This is a genomic window from Methanocella arvoryzae MRE50, assembly GCF_000063445.1.
In the GTDB taxonomy this organism is placed as follows: Archaea; Halobacteriota; Methanocellia; order Methanocellales; family Methanocellaceae; genus Methanocella_A; species Methanocella_A arvoryzae.
This window is the reverse complement of the sequence record NC_009464.1, coordinates 157,195-173,493: the sequence shown is the minus strand read 5'-3', so window position 1 is coordinate 173,493 and position 16,299 is coordinate 157,195. Positions and strand designations below refer to the sequence as shown.

Below are 16,299 nucleotides of genomic sequence, written 5' to 3'. Positions count from 1 at the left end.
GTTTTTATAACGCTGAAGCTATAGCCGTTTAGAAGTTATGCGACGAGCCTGCCCCCAATTGTGCGACTCGGGGCAGCCGTTTCAACGAGTCGGATGATGATACGGCCACAAGATGGGGTCTATGAGGATGATGAAAGAGCTGCTTGAAAGCATATGGGCTAACGCGGGTACTCTGTTTGTCATAACATTGATATTGGCAGCCGCTTTTCTGGCATCGAATCTCCTCGGCCGTTTTCTGAGCTGGTATCAGATGAGGGCTGAAGCAGCGGGCAGCCGTACTTTAACGCTCTCCATAACGTCATTTGCCAGTAAATCGCTGAACCTCGTTATATTTAGTATCGCCTTCATCACAATTCTGGCCTACCTGAATATTTCTATCACACCACTTCTCGCAGGTCTGGGAATTGCGGGGATCGCTGTGGCACTGGCATCCCAGGACCTCTTCTCCAACTTTTTCGGCGCCATAGCCATTTTTATCGATCGCCCGTTTAAGCTTGGCGACAGAGTCAAGCTATCGAGTGGCGAGTACGGGGATATTGTGGAGATAGGTATCAGGAGTACGAGACTTAAGACGCTGGATAACCGGGTGGTCGTCTTACCGAACGCCAGCATCGCCAGCGCAAACATCAACAATTATTCTTTACCGGACTCCCGGATACGGCATACCCTTCGCTTTAGCATAGAATACGGTTCTGACGTTGAAAAGGCAACGAAGATTCTGACTGACGTTGCCTCCGGAATGTATGGGGTACTCAAAGAACCTGCTCCGGCAGTCTATGTAGAAGAGCTGGGTAAATACGGCATCAATCTGGTACTGCTGGTATGGGTGGAGAACTTGAGGAGAGATTCGGATGTGCCCGGCTGGATTTACGAGCAGGCCGTAAAAAGTTTCGCATCTGAAGGTATCAATATGCCTTATCCTACAAAGGATATAAGATACCAGACAATATCCGACTAAAGTACGATAAAGTATTTAGAGACTGAATCAAAAGCTTTTCTAGTAACCCTCTGAAACGAAATCGAAGAAGGGATGCTACTTTGCGAAAAACGATCATTGAACACATCGACGTCGTCGAATCTCCTGCAGGATGATGGCATGTCTGACACACTCACCCATATCGGAGATACTCTCGTACAGCAAGGCAGGTTTAATGAGAGGTTATCAGTCCTCAGGCTGGCAAGACAGGACGTGCCATGGATTATCGACAGGCTGAAAGAGATCGCAGAGGATAACGGCTACTCCAAGATTTTGGTAAGAGCACCTGAATCGCGGCTCTCCCATTTCAAGAGCAAAGGGTATATGATCGAAGCGATGATCCCCGGATTTTTCCATGGTAGCGAAGATGGCTACTTCCTTGCCCGGTATCTGAAACACAGCCGAAAACAAGAGTATAAAAAGATCCAGGCCCGGCAAGTCATGCGAAAGGCTATGACAATGGCATGCTTAAGAAAAGCTGCCCTGCCAGAGGCCGGCCTGAGATTTTATCTGGCGGACAGAAATGATGCGGGCGAACTGGCAGTGCTGTATAAAACAGCACTTGACATTAAACCTTTTCAGGATTATAACGAAGCATATCTAAAGAAAACTATGGAAAATGGCGTCAGGTACTATTATGTCCGGCATAAGGGTGAAATTATCGCCTCATTGTCTGCACGCATAGATACTGACGTACAAAACGTGGAGCTGGCCGACCTGGTAACTCATCCTGACTTCAGTATGAACGGTGTATCCGGATTTTTACTCTGCCGGATGGATGAGGAGATGCGGGCAGAGTGCATGAAGGTATCGTACACCACGGTCAGGGCATTAGCATACCCGGTTAACGCCGTATTCGCCCGGGAAGGCTATTTCTATTGTGGCACACTGGTGAATAATACCCGTGATTCAGAATGCTTCGAGAGCGCAAACGTCTGGTATAAGCCACTGGTAAAGAAGAGTCTGTGAGCAGAACTGTGGGCATGTCTGAACTTATTTTCTCACTCAGACCAACATCTTAATCTAACTAAAGAGCCACTGGTTAGTGTACGGCATGTCTACAGGTTACTGTAAATCTCGCTGCCGTGCCGGATAAAAATGTTCAACCCGTCTTTCCTTCCGAAAATCATCAGCCGCGTGAGAAAAGCACCGCCGGCGAGCCAGTCCACAGCCAAGATACTTCTCGTGCTGGTCATGATTGTATGGGGCGGCTCGTTCATAGCGTCAAAAGTCGGCCTGGACGGGATGTATCCCATTGAGCTGGCCACGCTTCGCTTTGCCATCGCGACACCTGTTTTACTGGCCTTCACGCTACTTTTCTACGGTTGGAGATCGCTGATTATAGAAAAGAAAGACCTGTGGGTACTGGTAGGCATGGCCATGACTGGCATCACCCTTCAATACATTACTCAGCTAATCGCCATGACCTATACGACCGTGACCAACACTGCCCTGCTTATCAATATGGGCACCTTCTTTGTCGTTATCCCCTCTATTATCTTCCTCAAGGAAAAGTTCAACGTCGATAACCTGCTGGGCATCGTCATCGCCTTCGCCGGGCTGGCGCTGGTAGTGACCAACGGCAAGATCGAGTTCTCGCCTCAATTGATCGGAGATGGCATCATTCTCATATCCGCCGCCCTGTGGGCGGTATACATCCTCATCGGCAACAAGCTCGCCGGCAAATACTCTGTGCTCACCCAGCTCAACTACATATTCGTCATCGGCTTCATAGGGCTGCTGCCCTTCTACTTCCTGACGCCTCACCATGACCTTTCGCAACTATCGACAGTATCGTGGGCATCGCTCCTCTACCTGGCGATCTTCTGCTCCATCATCGCGTACTTCTTCTTCAACGACGCGATCATCAAGATCGGGCCCTCAAAGTCTGCCATCTACCAGTATCTCGAGCCGGTGTTCGCAGTCATTTTCGCCATCCTGCTGCTGAACGAGCCCCTGACCGGCTTTATACTGGTCGGTGGCATAATGACCGTCCTCGGGATCGGAATGGCTGACAACAATATCCGGATATTCACCCGGCGCAGGAAAAAGCCCGTCGAAGTTCCTGCCGAGCCTCCTGATGCCGGCCACCATTAAACTTAAGCTATAGCGTGGCGTTTAGCGATGATCGTATGGCCGGCGAAAATCCGCAGCAAAATCACGCCTTAATTCTGATAGGGCTGTTCATCATCAACGTATTCTGGGGCGGATCCTTCATCGCCAACGCCATAGCTTTGAAAAGTATGGGCCCGATCGAAATCGCAGCCCTGCGGTTCTTTATCGCTGCGCCGCTACTCGTGATCGTTACACTGGCATGGAAAGGCTGGAGTATATTCAGGATTGACCTGAAGGACCTGGGAGTCCTCATCATAATGGCCCTGACCGGAGTCACCCTCCAGTACGTCATCCAGGTCACAGCACAGAATTACACCACAGCTATAAACGCGTCACTGCTGATCAACACCTCCGTTTTCTTCATCATGTTCCTCAGCGCCATGTTCCTCGCGGAAAAGCTGAGCGTCCATAAAGTACTGGGTGCAGTGATCGGTTTCGGAGGGGTAGCACTACTGGTCTCAGGAGGCAACCTCTCGCTGGATGTAGGACTACACGTGATCGGCGACGCCATGATCTTATTCTGCGCGCTGCTCTGGTCAGTATATTCCATCTACGGCAAGAAGATCGCTGCCAAATACGATCCGCTGACCGTGCTGAATTATCTCTTCATCCTCGGCACGATCGGCATCATCCCCTTCTACCTGCTGACGCCTCACCAGAACCCGGCCAGCCTGCCGCTCGACGCATTAGGGGCGATCGTCTTCCTGTCCATATTCTGCTCTATCATTGCGTACCTCATCTATAACGTCGCCCTGGAAAAGATGGACGCCTCAAGAGTGGCACTTTTCATCTATGTAGTGCCTCTGTCCACGATTATTCTGGCATGGCTCATCCTCGGAGAAAGCATGACGCTGCTATCGATCATCGGCGGGATAGCCGTCTGCGCTGGTATGTACATAGCTGAGAGAAAGTGAGTAGAAAAGAGTAAAAAATAGTTAAAAATAGTCAGGCGTCTCGCCCGAGGTCAAACGCCTTCAGGTTGACGTTGACTGTTTTGGGCGGGACGGACCTGGCGATGACTTCTTTCAGATTGTCCGGATTTAACGGCATGTACTTCGACACCGCTCCGATCATGGCAACGTTGAGGGCCTGGGCTGCGCCGGCCTTTTTTGCCAGTTCAGTAAAGTTGGCGGCCTTGACATTGGGGGTGACGTTTTCCATGATCTCGATGATCTGGTCGAGCTCAGGGTAGGGTATTTTCTGGGAGTACACGGTCACCGGGACGATCTGCTGGGTGTTGATGACAGCCACGCTGTCCTTTTTGAGGTACCTGGCGAAGCGCAGGGCTTCTAATGGTTCCATGCTCATCAGGCAGTCGGCTCCTCCAGCGGGGATGAGGCTGCCATATTTGCAGCCGATGCGGACGTGGTTCTCTACCGCTCCGCCCCGCTGGGCCATGCCGTGGGTCTCCGATGCGGTTACGGGCAGGCCTTCAGCTACTGCAGCTTTGCCTATGATATCAGAGGCTAGGATGGCGCCCTGGCCGCCTACGCCTACGATTACTAAGTCGAACGTTTTGGTCGTGGCCATTTTAATCACTCCTTACCTTTATAGCGCCAAACTGGCAAAGGTCAGAGCAGACGCCGCAGCCGGCGCACATCTCGTTGGAGACCGCTTTGCCGTCCTTGAACTCCATGGCGGGGCAGCCGAACTTGACGCAGCGGCGGCAGCCTTCGCAGAGTTCAGGGATGACCTCATAGCGTTTCCGTCTGATACCTTCCTTTTTCGCCGTGATAATGCAGGGCTGGCGGGCGATGATGACTTTGACTCCGTCGGTTGCATAGGCTTTCTTGAACGCAGCCTTTGTCGTTTCCATATCGAAGGGATCGACAGTCTGCAGGTATTTGACGCCACAGGCCTTGACGATCGACTCCAGCGAGACTTCGTCGGATGGTGCCCCGGTAATCGTCTGGCCAATGCCCGGGTGGGGCTGGTGGCCGGTCATCGCGGTGGTCCGGTTGTCAAGGATGACGGCGGTGATGTTTGCCTTGTTGTACACCGCATTAATCAAGCCCGGGATACCCGTGTGGAGGAATGTGGAGTCGCCGATGGTGCAGGCGACGTGATTGTTGATGCCTGAGATGCTGAGCCCGGAAGCGATCGTGATGCTTGCGCCCATGCAGAGACACGTATCTACAGCGCCCAGCTGGGTTCCAAGGGTGTAGCAGCCGATGTCGCTGGCAAAGATGGAGTCTTCCTTGAATACGCTCTTGAGTGCGTAGAAAGTCGCTCGATGCGGGCAGCCGGGGCATAGAGCAGGAGGCCGCTGGGGCAGCTCTACGCAGATCTGGGGAACCTGCGGGTCGCAAACCGGAAGCCCGAGAGCCTTGTTAATGATGTTCCTGACGCAGAGCAGGTCGAACTCGCCTTCGTGCGGGACTTCACCCGTCATCTTGCCCATGACACTCTTAGCGTAGATGCGGGTCTGCTCTTCGACCACCGGCATCAGCTCTTCGAGGACGAGGACTTTTTCGACTCCGGCAGCCAGCCTGATGATCAGCTCGGAATCGATGGGGTAGGCGCCGATCTTCAGGTATGATACCGGTAAGTCGATGCCTGCCAGTACTTCTTCAACATAGGCGGTGGCCACGCCTGAAGCGATGATGCCAAGCTTTGCGCCCGGCTTCAGTGTCAGCCGGTTCCAGGGGGACGATGCCAGCTCCTTTGCCATCACTTCCTGCTTTGCGTTGAGCTTTTTGAGCAGGGAGCGGGTGTGCTTTGGCAGGACGACAAAACGCTCCATGTTCTTGACGAACTTCTTCTCCCGGCGCTCTGATGGCAGCTCCCCGAGTGTCACGTCGGACTTGCCGTGAGATACACGGGTCGTGGGGCGAAGGATGACGGGTATCTGGTGTTTCTCAGAGAACTCGTAAGCATACCCGATCATCGACATGGCTTCCTGAGGGGATGCCGGATCGAAGCAGGGTACCTTGGCGAACCGGGCATACATCCGGGTGTCCTGCTCGTTCTGGGATGAGTGGCAGGACGGGTCGTCAGCCGACAGCAGGATGAGGCCGCCTACAACGCCCGTGTGAGATAAGGTCATAAATGGGTCGGCAGCCACGTTCAGCCCTACGTGCTTCATCGTACATACGGACCTTGCCCCCGCCCACGATGCGCCGATGGCTACTTCCAGGGCTACTTTTTCGTTGACCGACCATTCGATGTGGAATTTTCTTTCATTAGCTGACGGGGCAAGCGCTGCAAGGACCTCTGAAGAGGGTGTTCCAGGGTAGCCGGTGGCTACGTCGATCCCCGCTTCGAGAAGGCCCCGGGCAATCGCCTCGTTACCCAGTAAAAATTCTTTGCTTGACATCGTACCTCAATTTTCTACAAGACTCTAAACTATAAAAAGCTAGCAGAAATCTGCTTCTTCAATAGCTCCGCGACGGCAGAATATGCAGATGTTGAATCTTCCCGGGGCTGGTCAGTCAGGAAGCTTTATATAACCTGTGACTACTTAATCGTAAAATATGGGTGTTATGGAAACATTATTGGGGTTATTATACTACCTTGCCCTGATCTTAGGCTCGGCGGTGATACTGGTAATACTGGTATCTATGGTCATTACAGGTATTGTCGCACTTCTTCTCGCATATTCGTTTAAAACCGGAAACGTGCTCTTCCCCAACCTTATGATCTCCGGGCTGATGTTCTTCGACAGCCCCGTCAAGACGATCTTTCGCGCTTTCGGAGTTGGAGAAAGCAGGATCGACAGGATCGGCATCCGCATGAAAAACAGGGCGATTTGCCCTTCGTTCAGGAAAACACCCTTCAGTAAAAGAGCAATCTTTGTCCCCCAGTGCCTGCGGTCTGTCCGCTGTCCTGCGGCACTTTCCCCCGAAGGCATCATGTGCAAGGATTGCGGTGCCTGCGGCATTGCCAGCGCCAGAAAAGAGGCTACGAAGCTGGGCTATAAATTTTTCATCGTCCCCGGCTCGAGCTTTATCATCCGCATGATCAGGCAGTACCAGCCCGAAGCCATCATTGGCGTAGGCTGCCTTTGCGAAGTCCGGGAAGGGCTGGACATGATGCACCGGAGCAAGATACCGGCGATGGGCGTCATTATGGACAGGGCTGGCTGCGTCTCGACGACGCTGGACTGGCAAAAGCTGTACGAGATCATGAACCTCAGCGACTCACCGGTTGATCAGAGGGAACAGCAGCCTGAAACAACAGGCTTTAAGGATGCCCTGGCAGAGGTATCTATTCCATCCCGGTGAAAATAAAACTGGCAAACTGTACTACAATTTTTAATAGCATGCTTTAGATATGAAAGCAAAAGCAAAAAAATATATGCGAGTAGTGATTTAAAGAACGTAACATTTGTAGTCCTTTGTAAAACGTATTATACGGTCCCTCAGGTTACACTACCTGACTGACCTCATAATAGTTACAAAAATGACTATCCTTCAAGTTCGGCTCAAGGTTGAAAAAAATGAGAGAAGCAGAAATTATTGTACTTGATGAGAAAGATGATGAGTACGTCCGGGTGCTGGAAAATTTCGGCCTCGGCCGATCTATGGCAAAAATCATCATCTGTCTTGCACTTCACCAGGAGTGTACTAGCAGGCAGATTGAGATTATCACTGGAATCAAGTCTTCGACAGTGAGCATCATTCTTAAAAAACTGAGGGAAGATAAGATAGTGACTGGCTCTAAAAAGGCCGAGAAGGATGCCGAAAGAGAGATCATGCACTACCGGCTGTCCGGCTCGATGGATCACGTACTTGCGATCCTGGAAGAGAGAAAACGCAAGGAGACTTCCCAGTATATCGAAAAGATCAAGAAGATCAAGAGCAAGCTGAAATAAGCAGAAAAACTACATATTTTCTTAACTAATACTCAAGATATGAGGGAATTGACATGGTGATGGGAGCGATACTGAGCGCAATATTCGGTGCTATTGTTGGATACATAGCCGGATGGGTCATAGAGTTGTTCCCCCACTTCAACAGTGCTCTGATAGGCGGCATCGAGATGCTGACCGGCTTAGACATAAAAGGAGAGACCAGGCTGCTATTCACAGGCCTGGGCTTCATTCTGGGAGTGCTGGCTGGTGTGGTGCAAATCCTCGCCAGATATAAAAAACGTTAGGCAGATAGCCCAAGTAGCTTTTTCAGCCGGTCCATGGCCTCGATATCTCTCGGGGTGCCGCATTTCCTGACAAGGATATCGTCGTCCAGTATCCGGCTTTTTCCGGGCTGGCCTAGAATACTTAATCTGGTGCCGGTAATCGTCGCATCGATCACTGATGCAAATCCCCGGCTGAACCTGGGTACCCTGGTTTTCAATATTTTCGAGCACACAGTAGACAGCTTAACAGTCCCCTGCACATCAGCTTTGAAATAGGCCCAGGCATAGGCATCTTTAATGACCGGCGGCATATCCTGCTGCGGAAGATAATAGCTGTTCTCCAGATCCTCGAACGCGGTAGTGACGAAGAGCACTGGATCGGTTACAATGTTGGCTACGAGGTGCCCGGTTTCTTTTACGTTTGCATAAGTGCGGGAGCCAGGGTACATTCTGATGAAAAGGCTCTCCCCCCGCTTTATTACACCCATAGGCGCGGCATTCGGTACTCCGGCAGCCGACAGAGTAGTCACAATGGTCTCCGTAATGCCTTCCTCGAAGATCTCGTCAGTCATCCCGTCAGTCATTCTTTTACACCTTCATGCCCCTGAGCAGCGCGATAAAGATGCCTGCGATAATGATGTCGGCAGTGGAGCCAGGGTTGATCTTCTCGCGGTACAGCCGGTTCGAAAGCTCCGTCAGCGTCATCCTGCGCTCTTGCACGTCTATTGCCAGGCCCTGCACATAGACCGCTTTCTCTAAGTCGTACTTCTTCGCGATGAATGTGTCAGGTTCGTCAGCCAGCAAATCGAGATAAGTGAGGACGATTGCATCGTTGAGCGTGCCAGTCAGGCGGCGCTCGTAGATAAGCTCTGCAGCCTTGAAGGACCGGGAAAACCCATTAGTCCACTCTCTTGCCACCATGTCTTTCTTTGAAGACATGTCCATGATACCGAACAAGGTTAGCTCCCGCTGCCTGATCTCGTCCAGTGATTTCTCGTCTGCGACATCAAGCTCCTCAGAGCCTTTCATCTTAACCTGCACTTTGCCGAACGCCCGGTAGAACTGGACGGCATCTTCGACCGTGGTCTCTCTGACAATGTTAATCGCTGTATTCTGCAGGTCGTGGAAGTTGGACGTCGCAGCCTTGATCAGGGGAAACAGTAGTATGTATGCCCCGAAATGTGTGTTGCCGCCCTGCTGCCAGGAGGTGCTTTCTTCGCAGGCGTCGAGGATGAGCTGTCCGATACCGTCGCTCCGGACGGCTCGTTCCATCACGGGATATACGCCGATTGCCGCAGCTATGAAGTCTTCGTACTTCGTATCAGCATAATCGTGGTCACGGTCGATGTTGCCGGGCTTGGGGGTTCCCGAGACCTCGAGAGCCATGGCAAGGACCGCACAACGGGCTATGTAGGAAGGTGTCAGCAGGCGCTCCATGTTACGTGACGACCCGGTCTTTGTCGATGTTTTTCATGATCTCGTCGGCCAGCTTTTTCTTTAGCTCGACGTACTCTTTCATACCCAGCGCTTTCTCCTCCATGGAGCCGTCCCTGAGGTAGCAGTGCTTGTTGAACTTACAGCACCACACCATGCTTCCGAAGCACGTCATGCTGCCGTCCCCCAGTTTAGTGGCCTTGCCGAAACCCATCTTGATCCTCGCGAATGTATCCGGGGACATGTTAGCCCTCCGTAGAGCCATGTGGATCGCGCAGTCCTTGACAGGAGGACAACACCAGGCCAGACCCCTGAGATCCCCTCCGCGACAGATGTGGGAGGGCGCGTTATACCAGCCCGACATGCGCTGCTGGTCTTCAGTATATGTAACCAGGCTCTTGATGATCTTAGGGTTTTCCAGCACCGGCCTGGCCAGCGAGATCATGTCACAGCCGGCAGAGTAGGCAGCCTGTGCTGACTCGTAGCCATTTATCGAGTTATTGCCGATGATGAAGAGCCCGGTGCCGTCCCGTAGCTTCTTAAGGACGTTTACGTTCGGCCCCCGGGTGCCCATCGTGTCGATGTGGACGATGTCCAGTCCGGCTTTCTCGAGCAGGCGGAGAAGAGGCACTTCGTCGACAATACCTGCCCTCATCTTCAGCGACAGCACTACGCCAGTCTTTTTTAGTTCCACAATCGTCTTTGAAAGTCCGATGCGGTCTTTGAGCATGACTTCGCCTACGCCTATCGCAGCCATCTCTTCCTGCCTGCAATGAGCGTTCAGCTCCAGTATCGCCCCATATTTTTTTGCCAGTTTCGCTGCGGCGATTAGAGGCTCTAGGCTGGCAGCCCTTACGTTGATCCCTATGGCAACGCCTTTTCCGGAGACCTTTTTAAGGTCGCCCTCGATCAGTTCGAGCGGCCTGTCCGTGATAAACTCTTTTCTGCCCCTTTCTGCAATCTCGCGAGATGCGGCCATAGTGGCAGCATCAAGGCTGTAGCCCCCCATAACATATAAGCCTGCATCCTTGCAGCTCTCGAAAAAGTCGCCGCCGGTGATGCCTGCCATAGATGCAACGGCTACAGGGTTTTTAAACCTGACGTAGCCGACGTTAAGATCAAAGAGATCGGTCATGTGAAAACACCAGATAATGCAAAAAAATGGCCATATTTTAAAATGTACTTTTTGGTCGGTGCTGGTACCCCTGCGTTTGTGCAGTTTAGATAAACTGTACAGATCAGCAATCTAATTAATGTACTTTTACAGGTTGACTCTCTGTAAAGACCCCCAGCAGGTGCTTTCGCCCGTTGATCGTGATGACGTCATACGAAGTCGTGCCAGACCTTGTGGAGCCATCTTTAGCGCGGAAATGGATCGCTGAAGTGATAATCCTGCCAGTCTTAATAACCTGCTCGATTAACCGGCTCCGGTCCTCAGGCGTAATAATGCCGAGCTCTAAAGAAGTCTTTCCGATCGTCTCTTCCCTCGAGAAACCGAATAAGTCTGTGAAGCGTCGGTTGACATCGATAATCATACCATCTTCGAGAGTGGAGATGCTCATCGGCAGTGGATTGTATTGGAACGCCAGGGAAAACTTTTCCTCGCTTTCCCTCAACGCCTGTTCAACAAGCACCCGGGAAGTCACGTCCTGGGTTGTGCCGAGCATCCTTATAATTGCACCACTGGCATCCCTGATGAACTCAGCCTCGTCCCGGAGATAGCGTAATTCACCGTCCGGACGGCGTATTCTGAAGTCGAAAGTGGTCGATAGAAGCTCTGGTGGAGCCAGGTTTATTTTTTCCATCAGGAGAGCCTGATCTTCGGGTAATATCATCGACTTGATCAAATCAAAACTAAATACAGAATTATCTGACTCTATGCCAAAGATGTTTTTCGACTCATCAGAGAGCCATATAGTGCCTTTTACGATGTCCCAGTCCCAGTTACCCATATGAGCAAGGCTGAGAGCTCTGGCAAGCCGCATTTCGCTGACCTTGTATGCTTCAATTGCTTCGAGCTTCTCGCTGACGTCCCGGAAGACAAATACTACACCATCGATCTTCCCGTGTTCTCCGAAAATAGGGGATAAGGTACAGTCTACGGGACACCGGTTACCGTTCCTCCCGACCAGAGTCATCATCCCTTTAGACGTGCAGGTAGTTCCAGTTTCCAGGACTTCAGCTGCCGGGCATTCCACCTCTCTGCCTGTTTCTGAGTCAAGAACATGGATGACCTCATGGATGTTCTTTCCCGCGGCTTCTGCTGCTGTCCAGCCAGTCATAGTTTCTACCGCAGGGTTGATGTAGGTGATGAGGAGGTCTGAGTTTGTAGAGACGACTGCATCGCTGATGCTGTTTAAGGTGGTTTCAAGCAGATGCCTGGCCTCATTAAGCTCTGCGTCCATCTTATGTTTATACAGGGCCATTTCGATGGTGGTGCGCATTTCACGCTCGTCGAAAGGCTTGAGGATATAGCCGAACGGGCCTGTAATCTTGGACTTCTGCAACGTAGTATAGTCCGAGTTTGCCGTCATGTAGATAATCGGTATGTTATGGATCGCCTTGATCTGTTTTGCCGCCTCGATGCCATCGATCTTACCCTTGAGACCGATATCCATGAGTACGATATCAGGGCTGTCCGTACTGACCTTTTTGACAGCCTCTTCTCCGTATGCTATAGTTCCGACAATGTCGTAGCCAAGATTTATCAGCCGGTTCTTAATATCGAGCTGAACGATTGCTTCATCTTCCACGACAAGGACTTTCTCTTTCAACAGTATCCCCATTGCAACTATTTTTAAAACAATCAATTACAGGAGTAATAATCAATCTTTTCTTATAAATTTGAAAGTAAAATATAGCTATAGAAATAACGTGATGACAGCCCAGTTTATGCAAAAGGCTATAACAATCCATATCCATAATAATATTGCATACTGACATCGTCATTCAGCGAGGGCGTTCAAAGATGACAATACTACACGAAACCGCAGAGAAGATTAAAAATATGGAGATTAGAGGGGCAGGAAGGATCGCCAGAGCTGCAGCCCTTGCCTTGAAAGACGAAGCTAAGTCTATAGATACCGACAGCCTTGACGAGTTCAACGCTAAGATGAAGGCGGCTTATAAACTGTTGTATCAGACTCGCCCGACTGCAGTATCGCTTCCCAACGCACTGCGCATCGTCATGCGCTACAAAGCATCCACGGTCGCAGAAGCCCGCAGCCAGATCATAGCCAACGCGGACGCCTTCGTCACTGGATCAGAAAATGCGGTAAAGAGGATTGGGGAGATCGGAGCAAGGCGGATCAAGGACGATTTCACGATCATGACCCACTGCAACTCGTCTGCCGCAGCCCAGATCATCCAGACCGCTTTCAAGTCGAAGAAAAATATCAGCGTGATAGCCACAGAAACCAGGCCCAGGATGCAGGGCTACGTGACCGTAGACGTCATGCAAAAAGCAGGGATACCGACTACCCTCATCCTCGACTCTGCTGTCAGGTACTTCATGAAAAAAGTCGACGCCGTCGTAGTCGGCGCAGATGCGATCACAGTCAACGGTAACCTTATCAACAAGGTAGGAACCTCTCAGCTGGCGCTGGCAGCCCACGAAGCCCGGGTGCCTTTCATCGTGGCTGCGGAAACCTACAAATTCAGCCCGAGAACTCTGCTTGGCGAGCTGGTGGAAATCGAGGAAAGAGACCCGTCAGAGGTCCTGAGCCCCGAAATGCAGAAAAAGTGGCCCAACCTCAAAATCGCCAATCCGGCGTTCGACATCACTCCGCACAGCTACATCGACCTGATCTGCACCGAGATCGGAGCGATTCCCCCGGAGATGGCCTACTGGGTGATCACCGAAAAGCTCGGCTGGGAGATAGAGGAAGCAGACGAAAACATCATGTAACCGGAGAGAGCGAGATGAGAATTGATTATGAGCACCTGCTTGACAACGAAATCAAAGGAATAGAAAACCTTGATGAAACGGTAGAAGTATGCTACCCCACTGGCTGCGTGGACCTGACTAAAAAGGAGATCCTCGCCAAGATGTGCGAGATCGAGTTCAAGATGACGGGCACGTGGACCCACGAGTTCCTCGACGACCTCGAACAAAAATACCGGTACATGAATGCATACGAGCTTGCCCAGGAAATGTGCAAGAGGCTCCAGGAAATCTATGACTGGGACGAGACAGTCTATGCCAGAGTGCTTGGCTGATATTACTCTTTTCACACAATGGCCGGCTCAAGCCGGATTTTCCCATTATTTTTAATGATCTCGGTGTTCGTCAGCTTAACCCTGTAATCATCGGTCTCTACGTTCTCCGTATATACTTTTACCCACCGCTGGCCTGGAGAAAGCCGTATAGAAGAGCCATTATACCTGATAAGCACAGTCCCGTCTTCCAGTACGCCGTCGATGTTGATCCCGTCGACGTTTGCAGGATAGGATGGAACGCCGAGCAACCTTGTGGATATCCCGTACCCGGCGTCCTGCATCAGGCTCTGGGTAGTGCCTACGAGGACTTTAAGCGAGCCGTTTATTCCTGGATTCTGCCTGCAGGTGAGGACAGACCGTTCCGCGTCGAAAGTGTACTCTTCTCCTGAGAGAGTTTTACCAGGAAAGTGCCCGGACACTAGCTGTCCCCTGACATTATTTTTATGCTCCAGGAATACGATGGCTTCTTTCCCCTGATTGCTCAGCATATCAACGCCTATGCATGTGACTGGTAAGGCAATAGTAATGACCAGTAGTATGATTGCCAGCTTCCATAGCTTCATCTTAACCCTTCCGACAGTCGATTTACCGGCTATTTTTTAATCAGCCGGACTGCTGCGATAAGAGTAATAAGAGAAATGACCGCTGTCATACCTGGGACAGCTACAGGTGAGCCACTTTTCGGCGTCTTAAGCTCATCCTTGATACCTACAGCCCGGAATTTGATTTCCCAGGCATACTCTGCAGGTGCGCTACTGATATTCCTGAACTGAACGATCGTTCTGCCGTCGACGTTTTGCACTGATACCGGCTTGTCGAGCGCATGATTATAGTCCAGATAAGTAAAATTTTTCGGCGGCAAAATGACTGTGGATATACGTTCCACCCTGTTGATGTCTACTCCAGGCCGGTAGCCGATGCTGTAAACCCCTCTGCCTTCTTCTACGATGCGGTTGTGATTATCGTATTCCACGACAAAGGTATACCCTGTGAAGTAGGGCCGATCAAAGTGCACATCGTAGATCAGCACATTTTCCTGCTCTTTTAGGTTATACTTCAATGGCTTGCCAGTGGCATAATCGTATATAGAGACATTTTCAGGCCGGTACTGCTTCTGGAGCTCCAGTCTGGCATTCGTTACCCCATCCCTGCTTGCCGGCATGGTCTGCACTATCTTATAGTGCAAAGCGCCAGTTTCTTCAATCGTCAGTGTCATGTTGAAGACCGGTATGCTTTCCTGGCTATACCCTGCAGAGGAAAACAAGACAGCTGCTGCGCTAAAGATAATCACGGCGACTAATCCTGTTCTGGCAAGGTGCATATACCCCTAATTGGATATTCTGGTTTAAAAAGCCTGCTGCTCGATATCTTGGCCATAAAACGAGAAACAGGGGCAATTTTATTATGTGCTTGAATATTTATGTCTTGAAAAATAAGATATTGTACTCCAGGCGCATAAAAAGGTTTATTCGAGTACAGTATGGCGCTGCTTCAGGAACGACTCGTCTACGCCCTTGATCACCATCATCTTGGCAATGAAGGCATCCAGGAAGACTGCTGCCGTAAGCTCGAACAGAGTGCCCAGCGGGGTCAGTGATTTGTGGTTGCCCCTGAGCTGCCGTTCCATATATTCCTTGCTCTGGACCGGCTTCTGCTTGTTGTCAAGAATCACCACGAGGTCCGACATCCGGCCCAGGGCAGAATCCTTGTTAGTGGTCACCGTGACCAGCTTCACATTGAGCTTTTTGCAGATTTCCCCGAATTCAGAGATCGTGCGGGTGTTGCCGCTGCCCGAGATAGCGACGACTACATCGCCTGCCGTTACCGCGGGGGTGATAATTTCGCCTACGACGTAGACCTGGAATCCGATGTGCATCAGGCGCATGGCAAACGATTTCGCCACAAGGCCTGAGCGGCCTGCTCCCATGACAAAGATGCGGTTGGCCGAGGTCAGCATGCTGGCAAACTCGTCGAGGTTTGAAGCATCAATAGAGTCGGCAATGTTGATCAGACTGTCTGCAATAGAGATCATCGTGTCTGTGACTACCTGGTTGGTATTGACATTAATCGGCGCGTCAGTGCGAGGGGATTTTACTTCCATATTGTGCGGCTCCTCAAAGGGCTTAAATGGTTGTGTCCCATATTCGGTGAACTACTTAATAAAGGTTATCCGGCGCAGGCGGTTGGAGTGCATCGAAGCACTCCGTTTTTATACAAATAGTATTTTAATTGATACCTGACAGTCCTAAAAAATTTAAGAATTGCTCTCTGATGAAAAATGGGTTTTCAAGTAAGGGATACGTAAAAGTGAACTGGCTCGGCCCCGGGAGGCCTCGGTTTTAAATCGCAAAGGCGCAGGGGCGCAAGGTCGCAAAAATTGAAAGTTAGCACAGTATAGGTCGAAAATACCGCCAGGCACGCCAAGAAGCCAAGCTCGCCAAGAGATAAATTTTTCATGGAACGCCAGGATAGACATTTTT

Annotated in this window: 18 protein-coding genes; 9 read left to right on the top strand and 9 right to left on the bottom strand. The window is 51.0% G+C overall.

Translation table 11 applies throughout. From position 1 onward, the window contains the following. Positions 1-121 precede the first annotated feature (121 nt). From RCI_RS00855 to RCI_RS00840, 4 genes are all read left to right on the top strand, one after another. A complete protein-coding gene (locus RCI_RS00855; RefSeq protein WP_158308835.1) occupies positions 122-958 on the top strand; it encodes a mechanosensitive ion channel family protein in 837 nt (278 codons plus the stop codon). Between the two features lie 138 nt (positions 959-1,096). After that, entirely contained in the window at positions 1,097-1,945 is an 849-nt protein-coding gene (gene ablB, locus RCI_RS00850; RefSeq protein ID WP_012034488.1) for a putative beta-lysine N-acetyltransferase, read from the top strand. 129 nt (positions 1,946-2,074) lie between these two features. Further along, on the top strand, positions 2,075-3,073 hold the full coding sequence (locus tag RCI_RS00845; protein ID WP_148266462.1) for a DMT family transporter: 999 nt from the start codon (positions 2,075-2,077) through the stop codon (positions 3,071-3,073). A gap of 35 nt (positions 3,074-3,108) precedes the next feature. Further along, positions 3,109-4,005, top strand: a complete 897-nt coding sequence (locus tag RCI_RS00840; protein WP_012034486.1) for a DMT family transporter — start codon at positions 3,109-3,111, stop codon at positions 4,003-4,005. A gap of 31 nt (positions 4,006-4,036) precedes the next feature. Here RCI_RS00840 and RCI_RS00835 read toward each other — a convergent pair whose 3' ends face one another. Together RCI_RS00835 and iorA are read right to left on the bottom strand one after the other, a co-directional pair. Next, a complete protein-coding gene (locus RCI_RS00835) occupies positions 4,037-4,621 on the bottom strand; it encodes an indolepyruvate oxidoreductase subunit beta (RefSeq protein ID WP_148266461.1) in 585 nt (194 codons plus the stop codon). Between the two features lies 1 nt (position 4,622). Continuing rightward, positions 4,623-6,407, bottom strand: a complete 1,785-nt coding sequence (gene iorA, locus RCI_RS00830) for an indolepyruvate ferredoxin oxidoreductase subunit alpha (RefSeq protein ID WP_012034484.1) — start codon at positions 6,405-6,407, stop codon at positions 4,623-4,625. A gap of 157 nt (positions 6,408-6,564) precedes the next feature. On the opposite strand from iorA, the gene RCI_RS00825 reads away from it, so the two are divergent. The 3 genes from RCI_RS00825 (at position 6,565) to RCI_RS00815 (ending at position 8,188) form a co-directional block, all read left to right on the top strand. Beyond that, positions 6,565-7,314: a DUF116 domain-containing protein gene (locus RCI_RS00825; protein ID WP_012034483.1), complete on the top strand. Its 750-nt coding sequence runs from the start codon at positions 6,565-6,567 to the stop codon at positions 7,312-7,314. Positions 7,315-7,529: 215 nt separating this feature from the next. Then, on the top strand, positions 7,530-7,904 hold the full coding sequence (locus RCI_RS00820; protein WP_012034482.1) for a hypothetical protein: 375 nt from the start codon (positions 7,530-7,532) through the stop codon (positions 7,902-7,904). Positions 7,905-7,957: 53 nt separating this feature from the next. Next, complete coding sequence (locus RCI_RS00815) at positions 7,958-8,188, top strand: hypothetical protein (RefSeq protein WP_048197766.1); 231 nt, start codon at positions 7,958-7,960, stop codon at positions 8,186-8,188. Here RCI_RS00815 and RCI_RS00810 read toward each other — a convergent pair. The 4 genes from RCI_RS00810 to RCI_RS15590 form a co-directional block, all read right to left on the bottom strand. Next, on the bottom strand, positions 8,185-8,751 hold the full coding sequence (locus RCI_RS00810) for a DUF447 domain-containing protein (RefSeq protein WP_012034481.1): 567 nt from the start codon (positions 8,749-8,751) through the stop codon (positions 8,185-8,187). The two genes, RCI_RS00815 and RCI_RS00810, sit on opposite strands and share 4 nt — an antisense overlap. A gap of 4 nt (positions 8,752-8,755) precedes the next feature. Continuing rightward, positions 8,756-9,604, bottom strand: a complete 849-nt coding sequence (locus RCI_RS00805) for a triphosphoribosyl-dephospho-CoA synthase (protein WP_012034480.1) — start codon at positions 9,602-9,604, stop codon at positions 8,756-8,758. Between the two features lies 1 nt (position 9,605). Beyond that, positions 9,606-10,736, bottom strand: coding sequence for a methanogenesis marker 9 domain-containing protein (locus RCI_RS00800; protein WP_012034479.1), 1,131 nt, complete (start codon positions 10,734-10,736; stop codon positions 9,606-9,608). Between the two features lie 115 nt (positions 10,737-10,851). Continuing rightward, entirely contained in the window at positions 10,852-12,375 is a 1,524-nt protein-coding gene (locus tag RCI_RS15590; protein ID WP_052309870.1) for a response regulator, read from the bottom strand. Between the two features lie 194 nt (positions 12,376-12,569). On the opposite strand from RCI_RS15590, the gene RCI_RS00790 reads away from it, so the two are divergent. After that, the gene (locus RCI_RS00790; protein ID WP_012034477.1) at positions 12,570-13,508 is read left to right on the top strand and encodes a ribose 1,5-bisphosphate isomerase; all 939 of its coding nucleotides are present in this window, start codon (positions 12,570-12,572) and stop codon (positions 13,506-13,508) included. A gap of 14 nt (positions 13,509-13,522) precedes the next feature. Further along, positions 13,523-13,819 (top strand): hypothetical protein, encoded by a 297-nt coding sequence (locus RCI_RS00785; RefSeq protein ID WP_012034476.1) that lies wholly within the window; start codon positions 13,523-13,525, stop codon positions 13,817-13,819. An 11-nt stretch (positions 13,820-13,830) separates the two neighbouring features. Here the strand turns inward: RCI_RS00785 and RCI_RS00780 are convergent, their stop codons facing one another. The 3 genes from RCI_RS00780 to hxlB all read right to left on the bottom strand — a co-directional run bounded on the left by RCI_RS00780 (position 13,831) and on the right by hxlB (position 15,920). Further along, positions 13,831-14,382: a hypothetical protein gene (locus tag RCI_RS00780; protein WP_012034475.1), complete on the bottom strand. Its 552-nt coding sequence runs from the start codon at positions 14,380-14,382 to the stop codon at positions 13,831-13,833. A 29-nt stretch (positions 14,383-14,411) separates the two neighbouring features. After that, the gene (locus tag RCI_RS00775; protein ID WP_012034474.1) at positions 14,412-15,140 is read right to left on the bottom strand and encodes a hypothetical protein; all 729 of its coding nucleotides are present in this window, start codon (positions 15,138-15,140) and stop codon (positions 14,412-14,414) included. A 144-nt stretch (positions 15,141-15,284) separates the two neighbouring features. Further along, positions 15,285-15,920: a 6-phospho-3-hexuloisomerase gene (gene hxlB, locus RCI_RS00770; RefSeq protein ID WP_012034473.1), complete on the bottom strand. Its 636-nt coding sequence runs from the start codon at positions 15,918-15,920 to the stop codon at positions 15,285-15,287. Positions 15,921-16,299: the final 379 nt, after the last annotated feature.

What these genes read in the sequence shown, in the direction of transcription:
- iorA (WP_012034484.1), bottom strand. Translation starts at nt 6,407, where the DNA reads ATGTCAAGCAAAGAATTTTTACTGGGTAACGAGGCGATTGCCCGGGGC.
- RCI_RS00825 (WP_012034483.1), top strand. Translation starts at nt 6,565, where the DNA reads ATGGGTGTTATGGAAACATTATTGGGGTTATTATACTACCTTGCCCTG.
- RCI_RS00800 (WP_012034479.1), bottom strand. Translation starts at nt 10,736, where the DNA reads ATGACCGATCTCTTTGATCTTAACGTCGGCTACGTCAGGTTTAAAAAC.
- RCI_RS00815 (WP_048197766.1), top strand. Translation starts at nt 7,958, where the DNA reads ATGGTGATGGGAGCGATACTGAGCGCAATATTCGGTGCTATTGTTGGA.
- RCI_RS00820 (WP_012034482.1), top strand. Translation starts at nt 7,530, where the DNA reads ATGAGAGAAGCAGAAATTATTGTACTTGATGAGAAAGATGATGAGTAC.
- RCI_RS00805 (WP_012034480.1), bottom strand. Translation starts at nt 9,604, where the DNA reads ATGGAGCGCCTGCTGACACCTTCCTACATAGCCCGTTGTGCGGTCCTT.
- RCI_RS00785 (WP_012034476.1), top strand. Translation starts at nt 13,523, where the DNA reads ATGAGAATTGATTATGAGCACCTGCTTGACAACGAAATCAAAGGAATA.
- RCI_RS00810 (WP_012034481.1), bottom strand. Translation starts at nt 8,751, where the DNA reads ATGACTGACGGGATGACTGACGAGATCTTCGAGGAAGGCATTACGGAG.
- RCI_RS00775 (WP_012034474.1), bottom strand. Translation starts at nt 15,140, where the DNA reads ATGCACCTTGCCAGAACAGGATTAGTCGCCGTGATTATCTTTAGCGCA.
- RCI_RS00840 (WP_012034486.1), top strand. Translation starts at nt 3,109, where the DNA reads ATGGCCGGCGAAAATCCGCAGCAAAATCACGCCTTAATTCTGATAGGG.
- RCI_RS00855 (WP_158308835.1), top strand. Translation starts at nt 122, where the DNA reads ATGAGGATGATGAAAGAGCTGCTTGAAAGCATATGGGCTAACGCGGGT.
- ablB (WP_012034488.1), top strand. Translation starts at nt 1,097, where the DNA reads ATGTCTGACACACTCACCCATATCGGAGATACTCTCGTACAGCAAGGC.
- RCI_RS00835 (WP_148266461.1), bottom strand. Translation starts at nt 4,621, where the DNA reads ATGGCCACGACCAAAACGTTCGACTTAGTAATCGTAGGCGTAGGCGGC.
- RCI_RS00780 (WP_012034475.1), bottom strand. Translation starts at nt 14,382, where the DNA reads ATGAAGCTATGGAAGCTGGCAATCATACTACTGGTCATTACTATTGCC.
- hxlB (WP_012034473.1), bottom strand. Translation starts at nt 15,920, where the DNA reads ATGGAAGTAAAATCCCCTCGCACTGACGCGCCGATTAATGTCAATACC.
- RCI_RS00790 (WP_012034477.1), top strand. Translation starts at nt 12,570, where the DNA reads ATGACAATACTACACGAAACCGCAGAGAAGATTAAAAATATGGAGATT.
- RCI_RS00845 (WP_148266462.1), top strand. Translation starts at nt 2,075, where the DNA reads ATGTTCAACCCGTCTTTCCTTCCGAAAATCATCAGCCGCGTGAGAAAA.